General features: G+C 70.6%; 18 protein-coding genes, 1 rRNA gene and 1 pseudogene. 11 read left to right on the top strand and 9 right to left on the bottom strand.

What is annotated here, in order from left to right; genetic code table 11:
* Nucleotides 1–214: 214 nt before the first annotated feature.
* Nucleotides 215–336: ribosomal RNA gene (rrf, locus tag EPY72_RS12345) — 5S ribosomal RNA — on the top strand.
* Nucleotides 337–463: 127 nt separating this feature from the next.
* Here rrf and EPY72_RS12340 read toward each other — a convergent pair.
* From EPY72_RS12340 to EPY72_RS12320, 4 genes are read right to left on the bottom strand one after another with little or no spacing between them, the layout of a single operon-like run.
* Complete coding sequence (locus EPY72_RS12340) at nucleotides 464–1,930, bottom strand: hypothetical protein (RefSeq protein WP_168216034.1); 1,467 nt, start codon at nucleotides 1,928–1,930, stop codon at nucleotides 464–466.
* The gene (locus EPY72_RS12330; RefSeq protein WP_135806618.1) at nucleotides 1,927–3,336 is read right to left on the bottom strand and encodes a DUF58 domain-containing protein; all 1,410 of its coding nucleotides are present in this window, start codon (nucleotides 3,334–3,336) and stop codon (nucleotides 1,927–1,929) included. Before EPY72_RS12330 ends, EPY72_RS12340 begins: the two co-directional genes overlap by 4 nt.
* Nucleotides 3,333–3,983, bottom strand: coding sequence for a DUF7269 family protein (locus EPY72_RS12325; protein ID WP_134671445.1), 651 nt, complete (start codon nucleotides 3,981–3,983; stop codon nucleotides 3,333–3,335). Before EPY72_RS12325 ends, EPY72_RS12330 begins: the two co-directional genes overlap by 4 nt.
* Nucleotides 3,980–5,035 carry a DUF4129 domain-containing protein gene (locus EPY72_RS12320; protein WP_135806617.1) on the bottom strand — a complete coding sequence of 352 codons (1,056 nt, stop codon included), beginning with the start codon at nucleotides 5,033–5,035 and terminating at the stop codon, nucleotides 3,980–3,982. The genes EPY72_RS12325 and EPY72_RS12320 overlap by 4 nt, the downstream gene beginning before the upstream one ends.
* A gap of 69 nt (nucleotides 5,036–5,104) precedes the next feature.
* Between EPY72_RS12320 and EPY72_RS12315 the strand changes: the two genes are divergently transcribed.
* Nucleotides 5,105–6,181, top strand: a complete 1,077-nt coding sequence (locus EPY72_RS12315; protein ID WP_135806616.1) for a M48 family metallopeptidase — start codon at nucleotides 5,105–5,107, stop codon at nucleotides 6,179–6,181.
* Between the two features lie 166 nt (nucleotides 6,182–6,347).
* Here the strand turns inward: EPY72_RS12315 and EPY72_RS12310 are convergent.
* Both EPY72_RS12310 and EPY72_RS12305 read right to left on the bottom strand, forming a co-directional pair.
* Nucleotides 6,348–6,818 (bottom strand): annotated as a pseudogene (locus tag EPY72_RS12310) (halocyanin domain-containing protein); the annotation flags it as partial.
* Between the two features lie 6 nt (nucleotides 6,819–6,824).
* Nucleotides 6,825–7,970 carry a multicopper oxidase domain-containing protein gene (locus EPY72_RS12305; RefSeq protein WP_134671449.1) on the bottom strand — a complete coding sequence of 382 codons (1,146 nt, stop codon included), beginning with the start codon at nucleotides 7,968–7,970 and terminating at the stop codon, nucleotides 6,825–6,827.
* Between the two features lie 182 nt (nucleotides 7,971–8,152).
* On the opposite strand from EPY72_RS12305, the gene EPY72_RS12300 reads away from it, so the two are divergent.
* Nucleotides 8,153–8,530 carry a winged helix-turn-helix domain-containing protein gene (locus EPY72_RS12300; RefSeq protein ID WP_134671450.1) on the top strand — a complete coding sequence of 126 codons (378 nt, stop codon included), beginning with the start codon at nucleotides 8,153–8,155 and terminating at the stop codon, nucleotides 8,528–8,530.
* The gene (locus EPY72_RS12295) at nucleotides 8,527–8,817 is read left to right on the top strand and encodes a DUF7521 family protein (RefSeq protein ID WP_134671451.1); all 291 of its coding nucleotides are present in this window, start codon (nucleotides 8,527–8,529) and stop codon (nucleotides 8,815–8,817) included. The genes EPY72_RS12300 and EPY72_RS12295 overlap by 4 nt, the downstream gene beginning before the upstream one ends.
* A gap of 21 nt (nucleotides 8,818–8,838) precedes the next feature.
* On the opposite strand, the gene EPY72_RS12290 is transcribed toward EPY72_RS12295, so the two are convergent.
* Nucleotides 8,839–9,288, bottom strand: coding sequence for a type IV pilin domain-containing protein (locus tag EPY72_RS12290; protein WP_135806614.1), 450 nt, complete (start codon nucleotides 9,286–9,288; stop codon nucleotides 8,839–8,841).
* Between the two features lie 322 nt (nucleotides 9,289–9,610).
* Here EPY72_RS12290 and EPY72_RS12285 point away from each other — a divergent pair, with 322 nt between their 5' ends.
* The 3 genes from EPY72_RS12285 (at nucleotide 9,611) to EPY72_RS12275 (ending at nucleotide 13,031) form a co-directional block, all read left to right on the top strand.
* Nucleotides 9,611–11,398, top strand: coding sequence for an ABC transporter substrate-binding protein (locus tag EPY72_RS12285; protein WP_134671453.1), 1,788 nt, complete (start codon nucleotides 9,611–9,613; stop codon nucleotides 11,396–11,398).
* A gap of 118 nt (nucleotides 11,399–11,516) precedes the next feature.
* On the top strand, nucleotides 11,517–11,963 hold the full coding sequence (locus EPY72_RS12280; RefSeq protein ID WP_134671454.1) for a universal stress protein: 447 nt from the start codon (nucleotides 11,517–11,519) through the stop codon (nucleotides 11,961–11,963).
* A gap of 42 nt (nucleotides 11,964–12,005) precedes the next feature.
* On the top strand, nucleotides 12,006–13,031 hold the full coding sequence (locus EPY72_RS12275; protein ID WP_135806613.1) for an enolase-like domain-containing protein: 1,026 nt from the start codon (nucleotides 12,006–12,008) through the stop codon (nucleotides 13,029–13,031).
* Here EPY72_RS12275 and EPY72_RS12270 read toward each other — a convergent pair whose 3' ends face one another.
* Both EPY72_RS12270 and EPY72_RS12265 read right to left on the bottom strand, forming a co-directional pair.
* Entirely contained in the window at nucleotides 13,032–14,528 is a 1,497-nt protein-coding gene (locus tag EPY72_RS12270) for a PAS domain S-box protein (RefSeq protein ID WP_168216033.1), read from the bottom strand. It abuts the gene before it with no gap.
* 382 nt (nucleotides 14,529–14,910) lie between these two features.
* Nucleotides 14,911–15,615, bottom strand: coding sequence for a hypothetical protein (locus EPY72_RS12265; protein ID WP_134671457.1), 705 nt, complete (start codon nucleotides 15,613–15,615; stop codon nucleotides 14,911–14,913).
* Nucleotides 15,616–15,766: 151 nt separating this feature from the next.
* Here EPY72_RS12265 and EPY72_RS12260 point away from each other — a divergent pair, with 151 nt between their 5' ends.
* From EPY72_RS12260 to EPY72_RS12245, 4 genes are all read left to right on the top strand, one after another.
* Nucleotides 15,767–18,775, top strand: coding sequence for an FAD-binding and (Fe-S)-binding domain-containing protein (locus tag EPY72_RS12260; protein WP_135806611.1), 3,009 nt, complete (start codon nucleotides 15,767–15,769; stop codon nucleotides 18,773–18,775).
* Nucleotides 18,776–18,838: 63 nt separating this feature from the next.
* Nucleotides 18,839–19,117, top strand: a complete 279-nt coding sequence (locus EPY72_RS12255; protein WP_134671459.1) for a DUF7521 family protein — start codon at nucleotides 18,839–18,841, stop codon at nucleotides 19,115–19,117.
* 57 nt (nucleotides 19,118–19,174) lie between these two features.
* Nucleotides 19,175–19,945 (top strand): HpcH/HpaI aldolase family protein, encoded by a 771-nt coding sequence (locus tag EPY72_RS12250; RefSeq protein ID WP_134671460.1) that lies wholly within the window; start codon nucleotides 19,175–19,177, stop codon nucleotides 19,943–19,945.
* Nucleotides 19,942–21,162, top strand: coding sequence for a threonine synthase (locus EPY72_RS12245; protein ID WP_135806610.1), 1,221 nt, complete (start codon nucleotides 19,942–19,944; stop codon nucleotides 21,160–21,162). The genes EPY72_RS12250 and EPY72_RS12245 overlap by 4 nt, the downstream gene beginning before the upstream one ends.
* Nucleotides 21,163–21,178: the final 16 nt, after the last annotated feature.

Genomic DNA, 21,178 nt, shown 5'->3' with positions numbered 1-21,178 from the left:
AGTTCGATAGACTCGGGATGTACGCGCCGAGGCAACGAGGCGTTGAGTCCGCGAGCACTAACAGGTCGAAGCCACACACTCATTTGACTCGCACTGGGATCCGGATTACTCGGATCCAGGCGTAAACTGGATTGCACGTACCATACGGTTGTTAGGAATCGTCGAATCACCGACTGTGGTCAGTTGGTCGCGGTTCGATTCCGCGAGTCGGCGTTAAGGCGGCCAGAGCGGCGGGGCGACACCCGTACCCATCCCGAACACGGAAGTTAAGCCCGCCTGCGTATCGAGGAGTACTGGAGTGGGCGACCCTCTGGGAAATTCGATTCGCCGCCTGCCATTCATAGGTGTTAAGCCCGCACGGACACGGTGTCCGTGCGGGCTTTTTTCATATCGATCGCGAGCCACAGCAGCCGTCACACAAGCAGATCGTACGACGTTTCAATCGCGAATTTCCGGCCGGGAATCACTCACGACCCAGTCGGATCGCGAAACACAGCACGCTCACGAGCAACAGCGCGACCGCGAGGCGTGCCCGCCACGCCGGTACCGAGATCGACACCGATCCCATGACGAACCCGGTCAGCGTCGCGACCGCGACGCCGGCCGCACCGACCAGCAGGCTTCCGACGGCGTGGGTCGCCTCGCCCGCCCGCGTCTCGGCGACGGGCCCGATCTGGGTACCGAGCGCGACCGCGTTCGAGCCGACGTCGAGCACTGCGAGCGCGCCGGCTACCGCCGTGAACACTGCGAGCGCGGACGCACCGCCGTGCGCCGCGAGGAGCGCGGCGACGACGAGCGCGGCCGCGGCGGCCGCAAACCCGGCGGCCGCGTCGCTCTCGATCCACGGCCGGACGAGTCGGCCGATGACGGCCTGTCCGACCGCGACGGCGAACAGCGTGACCGCGACCCCGCCGGTCAAAATCGGCGTGACGCCGACGGCGGCGATTGGCTCGCTCCATGCCGGGCCTGCGGCCGCGGCGACGACGTCCGCGAGCGGAGACGCGCCCACGATCGCGGCCCCGACGAGCGCACCGACGCCGCCGGCGGCGTGCGAGAGCGCCCGGGGCGGATCGCGACCCGCCCACGCGACGAACAGCCGCTGGAGCCCCCGCCCGACCAGCACCGCGGCCGAGAGCGCCACCAGCACGCCGGCCGCCCCGTGCAGGACGCCCGACCGGAGCACCAGTCGGACGCCCGCCCCGAGCGTCGACAGCGATTCGAGAAAGCGGTCGAACCACCGCGGTCCCCACGCGGTGAGCGCGAGCGCGAACTGGAGTCCGAGAAACAGCCAGTAGCCTCGCGGCAGGTCGGCGATCCGGTACTCGAGGCGCCCGAGGGTCGCCGCTCGGTGTTCGCGCCGGTCGGGGAGCCAGTCGTCGAGCACCGGCACCGCCCAGTGGAGGAGTCCGAGACCGACCAGCAACTCGATCTGGAAGGCGAGCAGACGCGCGAGGTCGTGAGCGGTGGTGAGCGCCCAGACGTGTCCGGCGAGCATCCGCCCGAACGCGCCGAACGCTCCGGTCGAGAGGCCGGCCGCGAGCATCGACCCCGCCACGAGCACGGACGCCGATCGCGCGACCGTTCGACCGATGGGACGGGCGACGTCGGCGTCGAGCGAGACCGTCGCGTTGACCGCGGCCGCTCCGACGGCGAGGCCCGCGAGGAGCGCGACCGCGCTCTCGCCGACCGCCGCGACCCCGGCGACGACGAGCGCGCCGGCGACGATGCCCGCGCTCCCGGCCGCCCGCCGGTCGTTCGATCGGGCCTGAGATGCCCGGACGCCGAGCGCGGCGATCCCGGCGCCGAGCAGGCTCGCGACCGTCGCCCACCGGGCGCCGGCGGCCGCTCCGACCCCGAGGCCCGCGAGCGCCGCGACGAGGACGGCGACCGTCGCGCTGAACGCGGTCGCGCGCCGCGCCGGAGCGCTCACCGTGACCACCTCGCGGTCGCAGTCGAGACGGCCGTCCGGATCGGCTCGTCGGGCGACCAGCTAACGACCCGGACGTCGCCGCCCCGGACGGTTGCGACGCGGTCGTCGCGCTCGATGCGCTCGACCGCGCCGCCGGGGGTGTCGGTCTCCGTCACGTCGGGGCTGACGACGGTCACCGCGTGGCCGTACGCCCGGAACCGCCTCGCGACGTCGGCGGCCCGATCGTCGGCCAGCGGCGAGAGGAAGACGATCTGTGCCGAGTCGGGGAGGCGCCTGCGCAGGGCGTCGAACCGCGCGTCGTTGGCGCGTTCGCGCCGCTGTTCGCTGAACAGGCCGACCTCGCGTTCGCGGGACTCGGGGGTCGAGTCGAGCGCCGCCCGGATTCGGGCGGCCTGCTCGTCGCCGCCGGCCGGCCGGAGGTACCGCTCTGACGGGCCGTAGAACCCGAGTCCGACCCGGTCGTTCCGATCCAACAGCGCGGCGGCGAGTCGCTCGGCGGCGTACTCGCTCAGGATCACCGCGTCGGGCTCGCCGTCCCGCCGCGCGACGTGGGCCGCGGTCCGGGCATCGACCACGAGCACGACCGTCGCCGCCCGCGTCTCGCGGAACTCCACGGTACTGAGTTCGCGGGTACGTGCGTAGCGCTTCCAGTCGATCCGGCTCAGCGGGTCCGAGGGGTGGAACTCACGGGTGGCGTAGAACTCCACGCCCTCGCCGCCCGAGTCGGTGGTGACGTGGCCCGGATACGACGACGTGTCGGCCGGGAGCGCGAGCGTCTCGGTCAGAGTCTCGCACGCGATCGAGTCGTCGACGCGGACCTCGAAGCGACGCTCTGTGGCGCCCGCGAGCGACCGGACGACGAGCGTCGTCGGCCCGAACTCGTGGCTTCCGCGCCGGGCGCGGACGGCGTAGGAGAACGAGACCGTCTCGCCGGGTCGGACGCTCGTACAGTGGCGCGGCGACCCCGACACGACCGCGAGGCGCTCGGGGACGCCGTCGACGATCCGGAGGTCGGGCAGCGACTCCTCGCCCTCGTTGTGGATCGTGACGGTCACGGTCGCCGTCCGACTCGGGAGCGGCGAGCGGTCGTCGATCTCGCGGTCGACGGCCAGCGCGGTGTCGGGCGCACGCGAGGCGTACCGGTACGCGGCGTAGGTGAACCCGACCGCGCCGGCGAGAAACGCCGCGGTGGTTCCGGTGAGCACGCCGACCGCGCCCGCGAGCAGCGCCACGGTGACCCCCGGGTCCCACCGCGACCCGGCGGCGACGCTTTCGTCCTCGCCGGACGCGGCGCGGTCGGCGTCGGCCGCGTCGGGAGCCGACTCGCGATCTGACTCGCGGTCCGGGCCGTCGGCCGATCGGTTCCGGCCCAGCGCCGGCTCGAAGTCGACGATCCGGTCGCTCATCGGCGACCCTCCCCGTCGGCCAGCGACTCGGTCTCCGCGACCGCCCGGGTCGCCCACCGCTCGAAGCGCTCGCCGCTCGCCCAGTCCCGGATTCGGAGCCCGAGCGGGGCGTGTGTCGCCCCCCCGAGGAACGCCGCGGCTCGCGGGTCGTCTGTCCACGTCCCGGCGTCGACCCGTTCGGCGGCTCGCTCGCGATCACACCGCTCGGCGGCCGCGATCGCTTCGATGGCTCGCTCGCGGATGCGTCCGCGCGCGACGGTCCGCTGGTGGGCGAGTCGCTCTCGCTCGTCGGCGTCTGCCTCCGGGTCGACCGCCAGCGCCGAATCGATCGCACTGCCGGTGGTCCGGTGGTCGTCGTAGTGGGCGCGCTCGGGAACGCGTTCGGGGACCCACGTCTCGGCGCGGCTCTCGCCGGTCGCCTCCCGCCCGAGCGCGAGCGCGCCCAGCCCTCCGGCGGCGAGGCCGAACAGGGCGACGAGCGCCGGGGCGGCCGCGACGTCCGCGACCGGCCGGAACACCGACGCGACGAACAGTCCGGGGAGAAAGACCACCCCGAGCGCCAGCGCCAGCGCGAGACCCCCGACCAGCGAGAGCGTCCGCGGTCGGCCGAGACGAGCGCTCGCGCGCCCGAGCAGTCGCGGAATCATTCGTCGTCGCCCTCCCGGTGGCTCCGGATGCGGTCGAGCGCCGATCGGGCGATGGACGTGCGGTCGGTCCGCGCCAGGTCGCCGTACCGCACCTCGCGGAAGGCGTCGGTCAGTCGCCCGACCGCGTCGTCGGGGTAGCCCCGCTCGACCGCGGCGCGGGCGAACTCGCCGGGCGTCCGGGCGTCCGGGTTCCGAAGTCGGACTCGCTCGGCCATGGCGAGCCACGCCTCCTCTACCGACGGCGGGCCGGCGTCCCCGCCGTCGGCCTCGGAACTGGCGACCGTCCGTGCGGTGTCGTCGCGCTCGCGGCGGTCGAGACCGAGGCTCCCCAGCCCCGATCCGCCGATCCGCGAGAGGAGGCTCGCGCCGCCCCCGAGGCCCGCGAGCGCACGCGGGACGGCGACGGCGATCGCGGCTAGCCCCGCGGCGCCGACCCGGAGCGCGCCGGCGGTCGTGCGAGCGAGCGCGCCCGTCGCGGTCGAGAGGCCGCGGGCGACCTCGCGGCTCAGCGCGGCGGCGTCGTCGACGATTCGGGGCACCGACGCCGAGAAACCGACCACGAGCGCCATCGTCCGAGCGGGGATCGCGCCGATCAGCGAGCCGATCGGAGTGTCGCCGACGGTGATCGTGATCGGGATCGCGCCCGCGGTCGTCGCGGTGACCGCGAGCGCGCCGGTCCAGAGCCCGACCGCGGTGATCGCGCCGAAAAGCGCGAACACCGCGCCGAAGAGGGCGCCCGCACCGGGACCGCTGGCTCCGTTCGCGGGGTCGGTGGCGGCCGCGGCGGTCGTCGTCTCGGTCGCGGTCGGTTCGGCCGTCGTCGCGGGCTCCGAGTCGGCGGTGGTCGTCGTCGAATCGGCCGGGGCGCTCGCGGTCGGCGAATCACTCGCGGGGTCGGGGGCCGGCCCGCCGGCGGGCGCGTCGGGGCTCTCGCCGACTCCGACGCCCGCGGGCTGGCTTCCGAACCCGCCCGCGGGGAACAGCGAGGCGGCGAGGGCGACCGCGAACACGCAGAGGGTGGCGAGGGCGGCGCGGCGGCGTGCGCGTTTCACGCCTAACATGATAAACCGTTCACCAAATATATCTTGGCTCTCCACGTAGCCCGCCACGTCTCCGCGACTATGATACGAACCTCCGCTCGGTCTCGGCGCGTCGCTCTCACGCTCGCGGGGTTGCTCGCCGCCGACGCCGCCCTTGTCGCGGTCCTCGCGTACCTCCTCCGACCGTGGCTCGGGCCCGTCGTCGGCGATCGGGCCGGCCTCGTCGCCGCCGCGGCGGTCGTTCCCGCGACGGCCGCGCTCGCGGCGGGTCAGCTCCGGTACGCCAGACGCGAGACGCTGGCCGCCGCGGACGCCAGACCGCTCGACGACGGCGAGCGCCCGGAGCTTCGCGCGCGACTGGCTCGACTGGCCCGGACAGCCGACGCCCGGGTGCCCGAGCTCGCGATCGCCGAGACCGACGCGCCGAACAGCCTCACCGTCGGCGGCCTCGGGCGGGCCACGGTGGTCGTCTCCACCGGCCTGCTCGATCGGCTCGACGGCGACGAACTCGACGCGGTGTTGGCCCACGAGATCGCCCACCTCCGGAACCGCGACGCGACCGTGATGACGCTTGCGACCTTCCTGCCGGCGCTCGCCAGCGAGGACCGCTCGACGCTCTCGGCCCTCGGCGGGCCGGTCGAGCGCCGGCTGGCGGTCGGTCTCGCGCTGGTCGTCGGCTACGCGGTCAGCAGTTCGCTCGCGTCGGCGCCGCCGTTCAGCCCCGCCTCGGTGCTCGCGTTCGGCGGACTGGTCGCGTTCACCGCGCTGTTCGGCGGCGTCGCGCTCGGGGTGCTCGCGATCCCCGCGGTCGTCCTGAGCGGTCGGCTCTCGCGCGAGCGGGAGTTCGCCGCCGACCGGGCGGGGGCGCTCATCTCGGGCGAGCCCGCGGCGATGGCGTCGGCGCTGGAGCGACTCGACGCCGGGGCGGACGGTCGGCCGTCGGTCGATCTCCGGGCCGCGGGGATCCGCGAGCTCTGCTTTCTGCCCCACGGCCTCGGCGACCGCCGGCGGGAAGCCGACGACGGCGGCGGCCTCGGCGCGGGCGACCCGCTGGCGGAACTACCGCTGGCCGTGGGGACCCATCCGCCGACCGAGGAGCGAGTGGCTCGACTCCGAGACGTAGCGGCGCGAGGAGAAGCGGCGTATCAGCGTTCGTGAGTCGGTTCGGAGCGGCGCTCGATCACTTCGGCGTCGGGCGGTCGGGATCGCGGCCGAACAGTAACGCCGCGAACGCGATGGGCGACAGCAGTCCGAGCAGGATGCTACCGCCCGCGGCCGCCGTCCACGGGTCGCCGAGCACCGAGCCGAGGAGTCCGCCCGACTCCGACGCGCCGCCGATCTCGACGTCACCGACCACGAGCGCGCCCTTCATCCCCATGGTCTTGTGGGGCGAACAGGCGTACGTGACGATCCCCGACTCTTCGGGCGTATGCTCGAAGGTGTGGCCCGTCTCGTCGGTCAGCTCGCTCTCGAAGTCGCCGTTCTCGGCGACGACGTTGTGGCTACCGCCGTCGCCGGTCCACTCCCAGACGACCGTCGTTCCGGGGTCGACCCGAACCGCCGCGGGGCCGAACGCGAACCCGCCGCCGTTGCCCTGCGCGCCGACCGAAATCGTCACCTCGTCGGAGCCGGTCTCGTCGACGACGCCGTCGTAGTTGCCGACGTCCTCGAACCACGCCGAGAGGTCGGCGTCCGACTGGGCGGTCGCTCCGCCCGCGGCCGCGCCGGCGCCGACGGTCGCCGCGGTCGCCGTCGCCGCGCCTTTCAGGAAGTCGCGTCTCGTGGTGTCTGACATCGTCGATTAGCCCTCGTAGCCGGCGTAGTCCATCAGCTGTGCGAAGATGTCGGTGTCCATCACCGACTCGTAGACGATGCCGGTGAGCATCCCGCCGGGGTACGACCGGCCGTTCATGACGTGATTGACCTTGTGGCAGTGCATCAGGTAGGCGCCGGGGTCGGCGTCGGCCGTGAACTCGATGGTGTGGCGCTCGGCGGGCGCGATGTTGGTCACGTCCTCGGGGTAGCGGGCCGCCTCGGGGATCGTCCCCCCGTCCTTCGCGGTCAGCTGGAACCGGTGGTTGTGGATGTGCATCGGGTGGGACATGTAGCCGGCGTTCACGAGGTGGAGCCGGACGTCGTCGCCCTCCTGGACGATGATCGGCGAGCCCTTCTCGGGGTGGAGCGTGCGGGGCGCGCTCTTGCCGTTGACCGTGAACACGTCGGGGCGGCGGTTCCGCGGGTTGTAGTTGACGTCCTCGCCGGCCATCTGGCGGGGGAGTCGCGAGTCCCAGTCTTTGAACGTCAGGAAGTGCTCTTTGTCGGCCTCCTCGTAGCCTTCGGGGTCGACTCGGAGGATGCCGTACATCCCCATGTCGATGTGACGCTGGGTCTGGAAGTGGCAGTGATAGAGGTGCGTGCCGGCCACGTTGGCGGGGATGTCGTAGGTGTGTTTCTCGCCGGGCTTGACGGTGATCCCGGTCGTGGTCGGGACGCCATCGTTCTTCCACGTCTTCGTGACGCCGTGGAAGTGGATGGTGTGGGCCCGCTTGCCCTCGGTGTTGTCGAGCGTTACCTCCATGTCCTCGCCCTTCGTGGTTCGGAGGATGGGACCGGGGACGCTCGGGTCCAGATCGTCGGCCTGGAACGCCCACACTCGCGGCAGTTCGACGGGACCGCCCATCGACTCGCCGGGGTGGACGTCGTGGCGCGCGGGGAGGGTCTTCATCGTCACCTGTCCGCCCTGTTCGTCGACGTTGACGATCTGGGGCGGGCTCGTGGTCGGAAGCGAGTCGTCGCTCTGCATCGCTTCCTGTCGGGTCGTCTGTGCGGTCTGTTCGTTCTGACTCGGGGCTGCACAGCCTGCGGTCGCCGCGAGGCCGCCAGCACCGGTCGCCTTCAGAAAGTCGCGTCGAGACGGTCCGTTTCCGGGGGCGCCGAAAGTGGTCATGATGCAATTGAACCTTGGACACCACCACTTAAACGTTGGCGAAGCGATTCCCACGAAATGAAAACGGATCCGAACGGGTTCGCCCGCGCTCCGGACCCGAACCGGTTCGGTCGTTAGCGCCTCGCTCCGGGGTCGGCCCAGGTCGAACGTATTATGTGTCGGGTGGGGCAAGGTCAACTTGGATGGTACGAGACCCGGTGGGAGCCGAGGAGGACCCGGATCTCCAGGCGGTCCTCGACGCACTCGACGACCCGGACTGCCGGGCCATCGTCAAACAGCTAGACGAACCCATGACAGCCAGCGAACTCGCGGAGGCGACCGACATCCCGCTCTCGACGGTGTACCGGAAGCTGGACCTGCTGAGCGACGCCTCGCTTCTCAGAGAGCTCACCGAGGTCCGGAGCGACGGTCACCATACCACCCGGTACGACCTCGATTTCGAGGACGTGACGCTGGCGGTCACCGACGCCCGGGAGTTCGACGTCACGGTCTCCAGACCCTCTCGGTCGGCCGAAGAGCGACTCGCGGACATGTGGTCGGAGGTGCGCAAACAGACATGACTCACGAGGCTACTCCACTCGTCGCCACGCTCGTCGTCGTCCTCAAGACCGTCACGCTCATGCTGGGCGGCCTCATCAGCTACTTCGCGTTCAAAGCCTACCGCCGGACGGCGTCGCCCGCGCTCCGGGCTCTCTCGATCGGGTTCGCCGTCGTGACCCTCGGGGCGTTCCTCGCCGGCCTCGCGGATCAGGCGGTCGGACTCGACCGGAGTTTCGTCTTGGTCATCGAGAGCGGGCTGACCGCGGTCGGGTTCGCGGTCATCACCTACTCGATGTACGTCGACTGAGCGGCCCGTCCCGCGCGCTCTTTATATCGTGGCGCTCCGCTCGGCGACGACGAGCGTCTCGCCGCCTTTGACCGCGACGACGGTGACCGCCACCCGGTCGCCGTCGTCGAGGTTCGGATCGTCCCACGCGCGGACCGCCCCCGAGTTCACGGTCACGCCGCCGTGGTCGACGACGACGCTGTCGCCGACCGCCTGCAGACTCACCGTCCGGCGGTCGTCGCCGACCCGGACCGTCACCCGGAGGCGATCGGCGTTCGCGTTCGCCATCCAGGTCGCGCTCACTCTGTCTTCGGCGGGTTCGTGGCTGACCGAGGCGCTGGCGAACGCGCCCTGGGTCGCGCTGTCGGCGAGGCTGAACATGCCGGTGCCGGCGGCGGTCGCCAGCAGGACCGTGACGCCGACCAGTAGCGTCGCGCCGATCGCCGGGGACGTGGCGCGCTCGTCGGGGAGGGCGGCCGCGAGTCGTCTCATTACTCGGCCGGAACGTCGGATTTCCACTTTGTTATACGCGGAATGTCTCGGCTCAGCCCGCGACTGTCCCGATTCTCGGGCCGACTACGCGACGGTAACAGCGACCTACTATCACTGTGAGACGATAACGAACCCCACAATTATTCGGCGCCCGACGCCCGGCGTTCGAACGTCGACGACATCGCCCGCAGGCCGCCAGAACCCACTTGTATTCGAGCGGTGTACGCCAAACACGCACGAGTGCTGTCTAGTTTTACCAATCACCATGTCCTACACGATAAATAATTAGATACAAATGTGCGTTCGTCGTCTCTTCGTTGGGATGTCAGAGAAATCCAACATGTCCCGCCGTCGCTTCCTCGAAGCGACGGGCGGGGTCGCGACGGCGACAGCGCTCACGGGCACCGCCGCGGGCCAAGAGACCACGACCGAAGGGGGCGACGGGCAAGACGGGGGTGGGGACGGCGGCCAGCTCGATCTCATCAACCGATCGATGACGACGATGGACCCGGTCGCCGCGACCGACACCGCCTCGGGGACGGTGATCCAGCAGGTCTTCGACCCGCTGATGAACTATCCGGACGCCGCGCTCGAAGTCGAACCGCTACTCGCGGCCGACTATCAGCAGTCCGAGGACTTCACGACGTACACGTTTACCGTTCGGGAGGGCGCGACCTTCCACAACGGCGAGGAGGTCACCGCACAGGACTTCGTGTACGCGTGGGAGCGGCTCGCGGCCTCCGAGAGCTCCCGGCGCGCGTACTTCATCCTCGATTCGATCGGCATCGAACACGAGACCGACGACGAGGGCAACTACGTCCCCGGGAGCATGGCGGTCGAGGCCGTCGACGACTACACCATCGAGATGACGCTCTCGGAGCCGTTCCACGCGACGCTCCCGATGCTCGCGTACACGTCGTTCGCCGCGGTCCCCGAGGGGCTGGTCGGCGACATCGAGGGCTACGACGGCGAGATCACTCAACAGGAGTTCGGGACGAACGACCCCGTCGGCGCCGGCCCGTTCGAGTTCGAACTCTGGACGACCAACGACGAGGCCGCCGTCACCCGGTACGACGACTACTACGGTGAGACCGCGAACGTCGAGCGGGTCCACTGGGCCATCATCTCGGACCCAAACGCCCACTGGACGTACGCGATGAACCAGAACGCCGACTACTTCAGCATCCCGACGCAGTTCTACGACCCGGCCAACCTCAGCGTCGAGAACACCGACGACAGCGGGGTCCAGACCGGGACGTACGGTCCGGTCCGGAACGGCGAGACGCTCAACTACGTCGGGGTCCCGACGATCAACGCCTTCTACGTCGGATTCAACACCGATCAGGTCGAGAAGGCCGTCCGGCAGGCCGCCGCGTACGCGATGAACCAACAGCAGGTCGTCGAGCAGATCTTCAAGGAGCGCGGCGAGGCCGCCTACCACTTCACGCCGCCCGCCATCTACCCCGGCGGCCCCGACGCCTACCAGCAACACGCCGAGGAGAACTACCCGTACGGTTACAACGAGACTCGCCTGGATCAGGCCCGACAGGTGATGGAAGAAGCCGGCTACGGGCCGAACAACCGCTACGAGTTCACGTTCACTGCCTACCAGTCATCTGACACTTGGGCGAGCGTCGGACGACTCCTGCGCGACCAGCTCGCGAGCGCGCACATCGACATGAACATAGAGCGCGCGCCGTTCTCGACGCTGCTCCAGCGCGGCCGGAACGGCAACCTCGAAGCCTACACCCTCGGGTGGGTGATGGACTGGCCCGCACCGGACAACTTCCTCCAGTTGCTCAATCCGCCCCAGACCGACACGTCCCAGCCCGCGCCGATCTCGTACGTGAACTGGTCCGAGACCGACGCGGCCAACCGGGCCGAGGAAGCGTGGCAGACCGTCGAACAGAACGCCGCGCCGACCGACGAGGCCGAGCAGGCCCGCAACGAGGCGTACGTCGAGATCGAGGAGGCGAACTGGGAGGACGTAGTGTTCCTCAACACGTACCACGAACTCGACGAGCGGTTCTGGTACCAGGGTCTCGACATCCCGGCGTACGGTGCGGCCGGCCCGAGCCGACAGATGTACAACGGCGCTCGGCTCGAATAGCGCGCGTCGGTACGCGATCGCATCCTTTTTTCCCGGTGGTCGCCGACCGCCGAGAAACGAAACGAATATTGATACAATAACCGGTTTATTTAAGTCCGAGACGGGTCTTGGCCGGCACATGGACCGAGCACTCGCGGTCGTCGACGCCAAAGAGTCCACCAAAGCACTCGTTCGAGAGGCGGGCGAACTCGTCGCCGCAGTCGGCGGGGAGCTCGTACTGTTGCACGTCACCACCGACGAGGAGTACGAGAGCAAGCGCCAGGCGATGGAACAGATCCCCGAGAGCGGGGTCCAGTACTCCGCCCAGCAGGTCGAGGGCGGCGCCGAGCAGTTCGCGGCCGACGTGGGTCGGGAGGCCCTCGACGGGATCGACGTCTCCTACGAAGCGGTCGGCGCGCTCGGCGACGAGCAAGAGCAGATCCTCAAGACGGCCGACCGACACGACTGCGATCACCTGTTCATCGCGGGCGAGAAGCGCTCGCCAACCGGGAAGGCGCTGTTTGGCGACCTCACCCAGTCGGTCATCCTCAACTTCGACGGGCCGGTGACGGTCGTCACCGAGTGAGCGCGCGGTACCTTTTCGTCCCCCGCCCGCGAACGATCGGCCATGAGTTACTACGATCGACTCGCGGACCTGCCGGTGACCGTCGACGCCGTCGACTACGAGCGTCGCGAGCGCGAGACGCCGGCGTTCACCCGGGCGACCACCGCGGTCTCGCTGTCGGGCGACGGCGAGGTCGGCCGGGGCGAAGACGTGACGTACGACGCCGACGAGCACCCGATCTCCGACCGATTCGACCTCGTGGGCGAGTACACCGTCGACTCCTTCTCGGAGACGCTGGCCGACCGCGATCTGTTTCCGGATAGCGACCCCGACCACGCGGTGTTTCGAAACTACCGCCGGTGGGCGTTCGAGAGCGCCGCGCTCGATCTGGCGCTCCGGCAGGCCGACACCCACCTCGGGGCCGCGCTCGACCGGAGCTACGACCCGGTTCGGTTCGTGATCAGCCCCTCGCTTGGCGACCCGCCGAGCGCCGACGCGCTCGATCGGTTCCGCGAGCGCGACCCCGACGCGGCGTTCAAACTCGACGTCGGCGACGACTGGACCGACGAACTGCTGGCGGCGCTGGCCGACGCGGGCGTGCGGACCGTCGACTTCAAGGCCCACTACGAGGACAGCGAGGTCGCGGGGAGCGTCGACCCCGACCGATACCGACGGGTGGCCGAGGCGTTCCCGGACGCCGTCCTCGAAGATCCGGCGTGGACCGACGAGACCAGCGCCGCGCTCGACGCCGCCCGCGATCGCGTCTCGTGGGATTACCCGATCACCGACCTCGCGAGCGTCCGGGACCTCCCGTTCGAGCCCGCGTGGCTCAACGTCAAGCCCTCGCGGTTCGGGTCGATCGAGTCGCTGCTCGCGGTCGTCGAGCACTGCGAGGAGCGCGACGTTCGGATGTACGGCGGGGGTCAGTTCGAACTCGACGCGGGTCGGCGACAGATCCAACTGATCGCGTCGGTGTTCTACCCCGACGCGCCGAACGACGTCGCCCCCGGCGGCTACAACGACCCCGAGCCGCCCGCCGACCTGCCGACCAGCCCGCTCTCGATCTCGGACGTCGAGGGCTTCCGGTAGCTACCCCGTCGTTATCTCGAACCGGACGCCGCCGGCGTCGCCGTCGCGGACCGCGACGTCCCAGCCGTGGGCGTTGACGATGTCGTCGACGATGGCGAGCCCGAACCCCGAGCCGTCCTCGGCGGTGGTGTAGCCCCGCTCGAACACCAGTTCGCGCTCGGACTCGGTGATCCCCGGCCCGTCGTCGACGACGTAGAAGCCCTCGGCCGGCCGGTCGGCGGCCGCGGGCCCGCAGAGCGGTCCGACCTCGACGGTGACGTCGCGGCCGGCGTGGTCGATCGAGTTGCGAAACAGGTTCTCGAACAGCTCGCGGAGGCGGTTCTCGTCGGCGTCGAGCCGGCCGAGTCCGTCCGCCACGACGAGGTCGGCCTCGCCGGTCGAGACTACCGCCCACGCGCGCCGAACCACCGATTCGAGGTCGAGGCGCTCGGTCTCGTCGACGTCGTGGCCCTGTCGGGCGAGTTCCAACAGCTCCCCGGTGAGCGACTCCATCCGGTCGAGCGCCCGCTCGGCCTTCTCGAAGTGCTCGGGGTCGCCGGTCTCGCGCGCGAGGTCGAGGTAGCCCTGCGCGACGTTGAGCGGGTTCCGGAGGTCGTGGCTGACGACGCTGGTGAACTCCCGGAGCTGTTCGTTTTGGCGCTTGACGGTTCGCTCGCGCTCGCGGCGGTCGGTCACGTCCCGAGCCGATCCGAGGTACGCCGTGTCGTCGCCGTAGCTGATCGTCTGAACGCTCACGTCGAGGTGTCGGACCTCGCCGCGGTCGGTTCGGATCCGAATCTCCTCGTGGGGCGCCCCGTCCTCGCTCTCGGTGCCCTCGAAGAACTCGCGGGCCCGCTCGCGGTCGTCCTCGTGGACGAGCTCCCAGACCGACAGCCCGAGCAGTTCCTCGCGGTCGTAGCCGGTGAGCTCGGCCACCCGGTCGTTGACGAACTCGAACGACCCGTCGCCGTGGATGAAGATCGCGTCGTGGCTCCCCTCGACTAGCGTCCGGTACTTCTGTTCGCTCTCGCGTAACGCCGCCTGAGACTCGATCCGGTCGACCCCTTCGCCGACGTGGGACATCAGCAGTTCCGCGAGCCTTACGTCGTCCTCGTCGAACGCGTCGGTCTCCCGGGACCCGGCCTGAAAGACCCCGCGGTCGCCGACCGGGACGCTCAGGATCGAGCGGTACTCGTCTTGGATCGGCTCGGCCGCGTCCATGGCTCGCACGTCGGGGATGGAAAACGACTCGCCGCGCCGGTACGTCCGGCCGGCCAGCCCGGTATCGGTATCGATCGTGTCGTACCCGTCGGCCGGCATCTCGGTCGACGTCGCCTGCGGGACGAGCGAGCCGTCTTCGACCTCGTCGATCCCGCAGATGTCGAACTCCAGGATCTCCTCGGCGGCCTCGACGCCGAGGCGGTACGCCTCGGGCTTGGAGTCGCAGGCCTGCATCCGGGAGGCGACCTCGTGTAGCTCCTCTATCTTCCGGTTTTCGTCGCGTAGCTCGTCGGTCATACCTTCGTGTCGTGTTGTGCGGCGGCGGTCTCGGTCGACTGACTCTTCGCGGCCCGCGGTACGCTCTGGGTCCGGGCTGGCGGTCATCCCGCAGAGGTCCCGCGGGTCGGAACGCTCGGATCGGCCCGGCGTGCGAATGATGTTTTGATTAACATATATTCGAAGTTATTTAAATCTGCATGTCGCCCCGGCGATCGCCGGCTCTACGTGTCGGTGCGCGGGGATGCGATGTCGACTCGAACGGCGTTGAACTCCGTGGTCGACCGTACGGGGTCGACGACGAAAGCATCTACGGTGTGGGCGGCCGACTGATCGGGCCGTCGGTTCGACCGCGATCGCGGCGTCGGGCCCAGAAACAGAGGGGCAACCGCGTCCTGCCGGCTCACCGCAGCAGGTGACCGGCGACCCGGTCGAGGGTCCACAGCGCGCCGAACACCGCGCCGGTGACGACGAGGTGGTTGCCGAGCAGGCTCGTCACGAACCCGATTCCGCGGGCCGCGCTCACCAGTTCGGGGCTCGGCAACGCCCCGAGCGCCCACTTGCGGCCGTACCACGCCGCCATCGCGAGCGCGCCGACGTGGGGCGCGTGCCGGACCGCGGCCGCCAGTCGCGTCGATCCGTCGAAGTCGGCGAACGCCTCGGCGCCGAACACGAAGGGCACGTAGATGAACACCAGCGCGTACACGAAACTCGACCCGAGGACGTGTTCGGCCCCCTCGGCGTACCGGCTGGCGATGACGAGCACCACCGAGACGGTCAGCGTGACGAACGAGTACATGAACACCGCGTAGCCGAACACGAGCAGGTACTCGCCGTGCTCGCGGGCCCGCTCGGTGCACCGATAGGAGTTCCTGACGGCGAGGCCCGACGAGACCAAAAAGAGCAACAGCACCGCGCCGACCGAGCCGCGGGCGGTCGACGCCGACGCCTGAAACTCCATCAGGTACACCGAGAGCGCCCCGAACATCCCGATGATGGTGAACAACTGGTGGTTCGACTCGATGAACGCCTCCAGCGACGGCGGTCCTCGGTCGGCGTCGCGGTCGTCGTCGCCCGCCCGTCCGGCGAGCGCACCCCATCGTCCCATGGCGGGAAACGCCGAGGCCACCGCATAAAGCCGGCGCAACCGACGGGTGACAGGTCGGCGCGCCGACCGGTGGGAGTCGCCGGCCGCGCCCGTGGGGCCGCCGAGTCGGTCGCGCGCCGGATTTAAGCCGTCCGGAGTGCCATCTGGTAGCATGTCATCCCCCACCGACGTCGGACCGGTCGGCCTCGACGACTACCGGGAGTCGCTCGGGATCGACGCGCCCGACGACCCCGTCAACGCCGCGCTGGCCGACGACCTGCGGGCGGCCTGCGACGGCGCGGTCCGCTTCGACGAGTACACCCAGATCCTCTACGCGACCGACGGGAGCGTCTATCAGGCCCGGCCCGCCGGCGTCGTCTTTCCGACCGACGCCGGCGACGTGCGGGCCGCGATGTCGGTCGCGGCCGACCACGGAGCGCCGGTCCTGCCCCGCGGCGCGGGGTCGTCGCTCGCGGGCCAGTCGGTCGGTCCGGGCTGTGTGGTACTCGACTGCTCGCGGCACATGGACGCGATCCTCGACGTCGATCCAGACGCCGAGCGCGCGACGGTCCAGCCCGGAGTCGTTCAGGACGACCTCGACGCCCGCCTCGCCGAGCACGGACTGAAGTTCGCGCCCGACCCAGCCTCCTCGAACCGCGCCACGGTCGGCGGCGGAATCGGCAACAACTCCACCGGCGCTCACTCGGTCCGGTACGGCATCACCGACGCGTACGTCGAGTCCTGCGAGGCGGTGCTGGCCGACGGCACCCGGATCCGGGCCCGCGAGGTGGTCCTCGACGGCCCCGAGTGGGAGGCGATCGTCGCCCGCGACGACCGGGAGGCCCGCGTCTACCGCACCGTCCGGGGGCTCGTCGAGGACAACGCCGAGGAGATCGACGCCCGCTATCCCGAACTCAAGCGGTCGGTGTCGGGGTACAACCTCCACAAGTGCGTCTACGAGAACGACGCGGGCGAGCGGTGTCTGAACCTCGCGAAGCTGTTCGTCGGCGCGGAGGGGACGCTGGGCGTGGTCGTCGAAGCGACCCTCTCGCTGGTGTCGGTGCCCGAGGAGACCGCCCTCGGGCTCTACTGCTTCTCGGATCTGGTCGAGGCGATGGCGGCGGTGCCCGACGCGCTCGATCTCGACCCCAGCGCGGTCGAACTCATGGACGAGGCGGTGTTCCGGCTCGCCCGCGAGTCGAGCGAGTACGCCGCGTACGCCGAGCCGATCCCGGCGGACGCGGCCGCGGCGCTGATGGTGGAGTTCGACTCGGAGGGCCACGACGACCTCGAGGCCGCGGTCGCGGACGCCGCCGCCGAGTTCGTCGACTCCGGGGCGGCGTTCGACGCGCTGGCGGCCCACGACGACGCCCAGCAGGCCCGGCTCTGGAAGCTCCGGAAGGCCGCCATCCCGCTGTTGATGAGCATGGAGGGCGACCCAAAACCCTACCCGTTCATCGAGGACGCGTCGGTCCCGCCAGAGGAACTCGCCGAGTACGTGCAGGGCTTTATGGGCGTGCTGGAGGCCCACGACACCTCGGCGGCGTACTTCGCCCACGCCGGGAGCGGCACCCTCCACATCCGCCCCGTGTTGAACCTCAAAGACGACGAGGGGATCCAGAAGATGCAGTCGATCGCCGAGGACGTGACCTCGCTCGTGCTCGACCACCGCGGATCCTTTTCGGGCGAGCACGGCGACGGCCTCGCCCGGACCCAGTTCAACCCGAAGCTGTACGGCCCGGAGCTCTGGACGGCGTTCAAGGAGCTCAAGACCGCGTTCGACCCCGACTGGCGGCTCAACCCCGGCAAGGTGGTGTTCCGCGAGTCGCCGGCGGACGTCGGCCCGGACGCCGACCGCGGGGTCGGGGCCGATATGCGCGAACACCTCCGGTACGGGCCCGCCTACGCCTCGCTCGAACCGTCGACCGAGCAGGAGTTCTCCGAGGAGGGCGGCTTCTCGCACCTCGTGGAGCTGTGTAACGGCTGTGGCACCTGTCGCCAGACCGATTCGGACGTGATGTGTCCCTCCTACCGGGGGATGGACGAGGAGATCGCGACCACCCGGGGCCGGGCGAACATGCTTCGGGCGGCCATCTCGGGAGAACTCCCGCCCGAGGAGATCTTCACCGAGCGCTTCCAGCGGGAGGTGTTAGACCTCTGCCTTGGCTGTAAGGGGTGTCAGAGCGACTGCCCGACTGGCGTCGACCTCGCGAAGCTCAAGGCCGAGGTCAAACACCGCTACCACGAGCGGGAGGGCGCGGGGCTCCGCGAGCGGCTGTTCGCCGAGGCCGACCGGCTGTTGCGGGTCGGGTCGGCGCTCGCGCCCGTCTCGAACTGGCTGGCGAACGCGCCGGGGACGGGGCTGATCGCCGAGAAGGTCGCCGGGGTGGCCCGCGAGCGCGACCTCCCCGAGTTCGCCGACCAGTCGTTCGCGTCGTGGTTCGGGTCCCGGGGCGGCCCCCGAATCGCGCCCGAGGACGCCGTCGACCGGGTGGTGCTCGTCCCCGACACGTTCACCAATTACGTCTACCCCGAGACCGGGCGGGCCGCGGTCGCGGTCCTCGAAGCCGCCGGCGTCCGAGTCGCGGTCCCAGACCTCGCCCCGAGCGGTCGGGCGGCCTACTCGGAGGGGTTTCTGGACCTCGCTCGCGAGCGCGCCGAGGCCAACGTGGGGGCGCTCGCACCTCGTGTCCGGGAGGGCTGGTCGGTCTGTTACGTCGAGCCCTCCGACGCCGCGATGACCCGCGACGAGTACCTCGATCTGATCGACGACCCGGACGCGGACCGGCTCGCCCGGAACGCCTACGGGGTCTGTGAGTACCTCGATCGCGAGTCGGCCCTCGACCGACTCGATTTCGAGGCGCCCGACGACCGGCTGGCCTACCACGGCCACTGCAACCAGAAGGCGCTCGGCACCGACGGCCACGCCGCCGAGGTCCTCCGGCGGGCGGGCTACGAGGTCGAGGCCGTCGACTCGGGGTGTTGCGGGATGGCCGGGAGCTTCGGCTACCGCGCCGAGCACTACGACCTCTCGCAGTCGATCGCGGGACTATTGAGCGATCAGCTCCGGGACGCCGACGCCGACGCGGTGGTCGCGCCCGGCGCGTCGTGTCGGACTCAGCTCGCCGACCGGCGGCCGGCCCACCCGATCGAGCGGCTGGCGACCGCGCTCGATCGCTGATTATCCTCGCTGATACCGCCGGATAGCTTTAACAGGCTGTGTTGAGTAGGCTCAGGGGACCGAATGCAACCGATGGAAATCGTCTACGTCGCTCTCAGCGCCGCCCTCGTCGTCGTCGGGCTCACGCTCGTCGCGAAGGCGGCCCGCGCGTACGTCGAGACCGAGCGCCGGTCGATGTTGCTGCTGATGGTCGGCTTCTCGCTCGTCGTCGCCGCCGCGGCCGCCACCACGTTCAGCGCGTTTCTCACGGACTTCTCGAACAGCAAAATCCTGCTGACGGTCAACTACGCGGTCACTACGGTCGGGTACCTGTTCATCGTCGCCAGCGTCCGGGCCGACTGACCGCTGTCGCCTGCCGGCTCGCAAACCTACTTGCCGCGGGCCCGCGACGATAGGTCCGTGACAGAGTTCAAACGCCGGCTCCGGCGGGGCGACCCCGTCACGGGCCAGTGGCTCTCGATCGGCGATCCCACCGTCGCGGAGCTCTGCGGTCGGGACGCCGACTTCGTCGTGATCGACACCGAACACGCCCAGACCGACGTCGAAGCCGTCGCCGACGCGGCCCGCGCGGTCGAGGCCGCCAGCGACGGCGCGGCCGCGACGCTCGCCCGCGTGGCGTGGAACGACCCGGTCCGGGTCAAGCGCGTGCTAGACACCGGCGTTTCCGGTGTCCTCGTCCCGATGGTCGAGACCGCAGAGGAGGCTCGCGAGGCCGTCGAGGCGGTCCGGTATCCACCCGAGGGCGTCCGGGGAATCGCCGGCTCGCGCGCGAACGACTACGGCCGAGACCTCGCCGCGGCGGTCGAGGACGGCGGCGAGGAACTGGTGACGGTGGTGCAGGTCGAGACCGAGCGCGCGGTCGGGAACGCCCGCGACATCGCGGCGGTCGAGGGGATCGACGCCCTGCTCGTGGGTCCGGCGGACCTCTCGGCGTCGCTCGACGTGTTCGGGGCCTACGAGTCCGCCCGGTTCCGCGAGGCGGTGACCGAGGTGCTCGATGCGGCCCACGGCGTCGACACCCCGGTCGGGACGCTCGCGACGACCGTCGAGGAGATCGACCTATGGGCCGACTACGGCTACGACTACCAGCTCGTGGGCGTCGACGCCGGTTACGTCGCGGCGGGCGTCGAACGCGCGACCGACGCGTACGAAGACGCGATGGGTGAATGACGCGGCTCGTCTGCTATCGCTGCGGCGAGACCGCCGCGTTCCCCGAGCGCAAGCGGTGTGGGTGTGGCGAACCGCTGTGGTTCGACACCGACGGCGCGGCCGCGGGCTTCGCGTGGCCAGACGAGGACGCCCCGGGACGGACCGGCGGGCCGTGGCGCTACGCAGACCTGCTACCGGTCGAGCGCCGCGACGGCGTCGGCGCCGGCGCGGGCGACACCCCGCTGGTCCGGGCCGCCGGCCTCGACGACGACGCGGGCTGTCGGCTCTGGCTGAAAGACGAGAGCCAGAATCCGACGGGGAGCTTCAAGGACCGCGGGAGCGCTGTCGGGGTCGCGTGGGCCGCCGCGAACGACCGCCCGTGGGTCGGCACGGTCTCGCACGGCAACATGGCGATCAGCACCGCGGCCCACGCCGCGGGCACCGACGCCGACTGCGTCGTGTTGGTCCCCGACGACATCTCGGCCGAGCGACTCGCCGCGATCGCGCAGTACGACCCCCGAATCCTGCGGGTCTCGGGCGACTACGGCCGGCTCTACTACGACGCGCTCGACGCCGACGTCCCGGTCGAGTTCGTCAACTCCGACACCCCGCTCCGGGTTGCGGGCCAGAAGACAACCGCGCTCGAAATTTGTGCGGCGTTCGCGGCCGGCGCGGGCGACCCCGACCGGACGGCGCCCGACGCGATCGTGTTACCGACCAGCAGTGGCGGCCACGCCAGCGCGTCGTGGAAAGCGCTTCGGGAGCTCGAAGCCGCGGGCCTGCTCGACGCCGACTCGCTCCCGCGGCTCTGTCTCGTGCAGGCGGCGGCCTGCGACCCCATCGCCGAAGCCTACCGCGAGGGCCGCGAGGAAGTGACCGCCGTCGACGCCGGCGAGACGGTCGCCTACTCGATTGCCAACGCCGACCCCCCGAGCGGAACTCGGGCGCTCGCCGCGGTCCGCGCGACGGGCGGGGCGGTCGTCTCGGTCCCCGACGAGGAGATACTCGACGCTCAGTCGACGCTCGCGGCCGAGGCCGGCTTCTGCGCGGAGGTCGCCTCCGCGACGACGCTCGCGGGGATCCGGCGGCTCTCGGCGGCGGGCGAACTCGCGGCCGACGACGCGGTGGTCGCGGTGCTGACCGGGACCGGGTTCAGGGAGCTCGACGCCGACGGCGAGACGCCCGCGGCGGTCGATCTCGGGGCCCTCCCCGAGCGCCTCCGGGCGCTCGCGGGGTAGCTCGCCCGGAGACGAG

Origin of the sequence: Halorussus marinus, assembly GCF_004765795.1 — an archaeon.
In the GTDB taxonomy this organism is placed as follows: domain Archaea; phylum Halobacteriota; class Halobacteria; order Halobacteriales; family Haladaptataceae; genus Halorussus; species Halorussus marinus.
The sequence above is the reverse complement of the archived record's forward strand: the minus strand, read 5'-3'. Positions and strand labels throughout refer to the sequence as shown.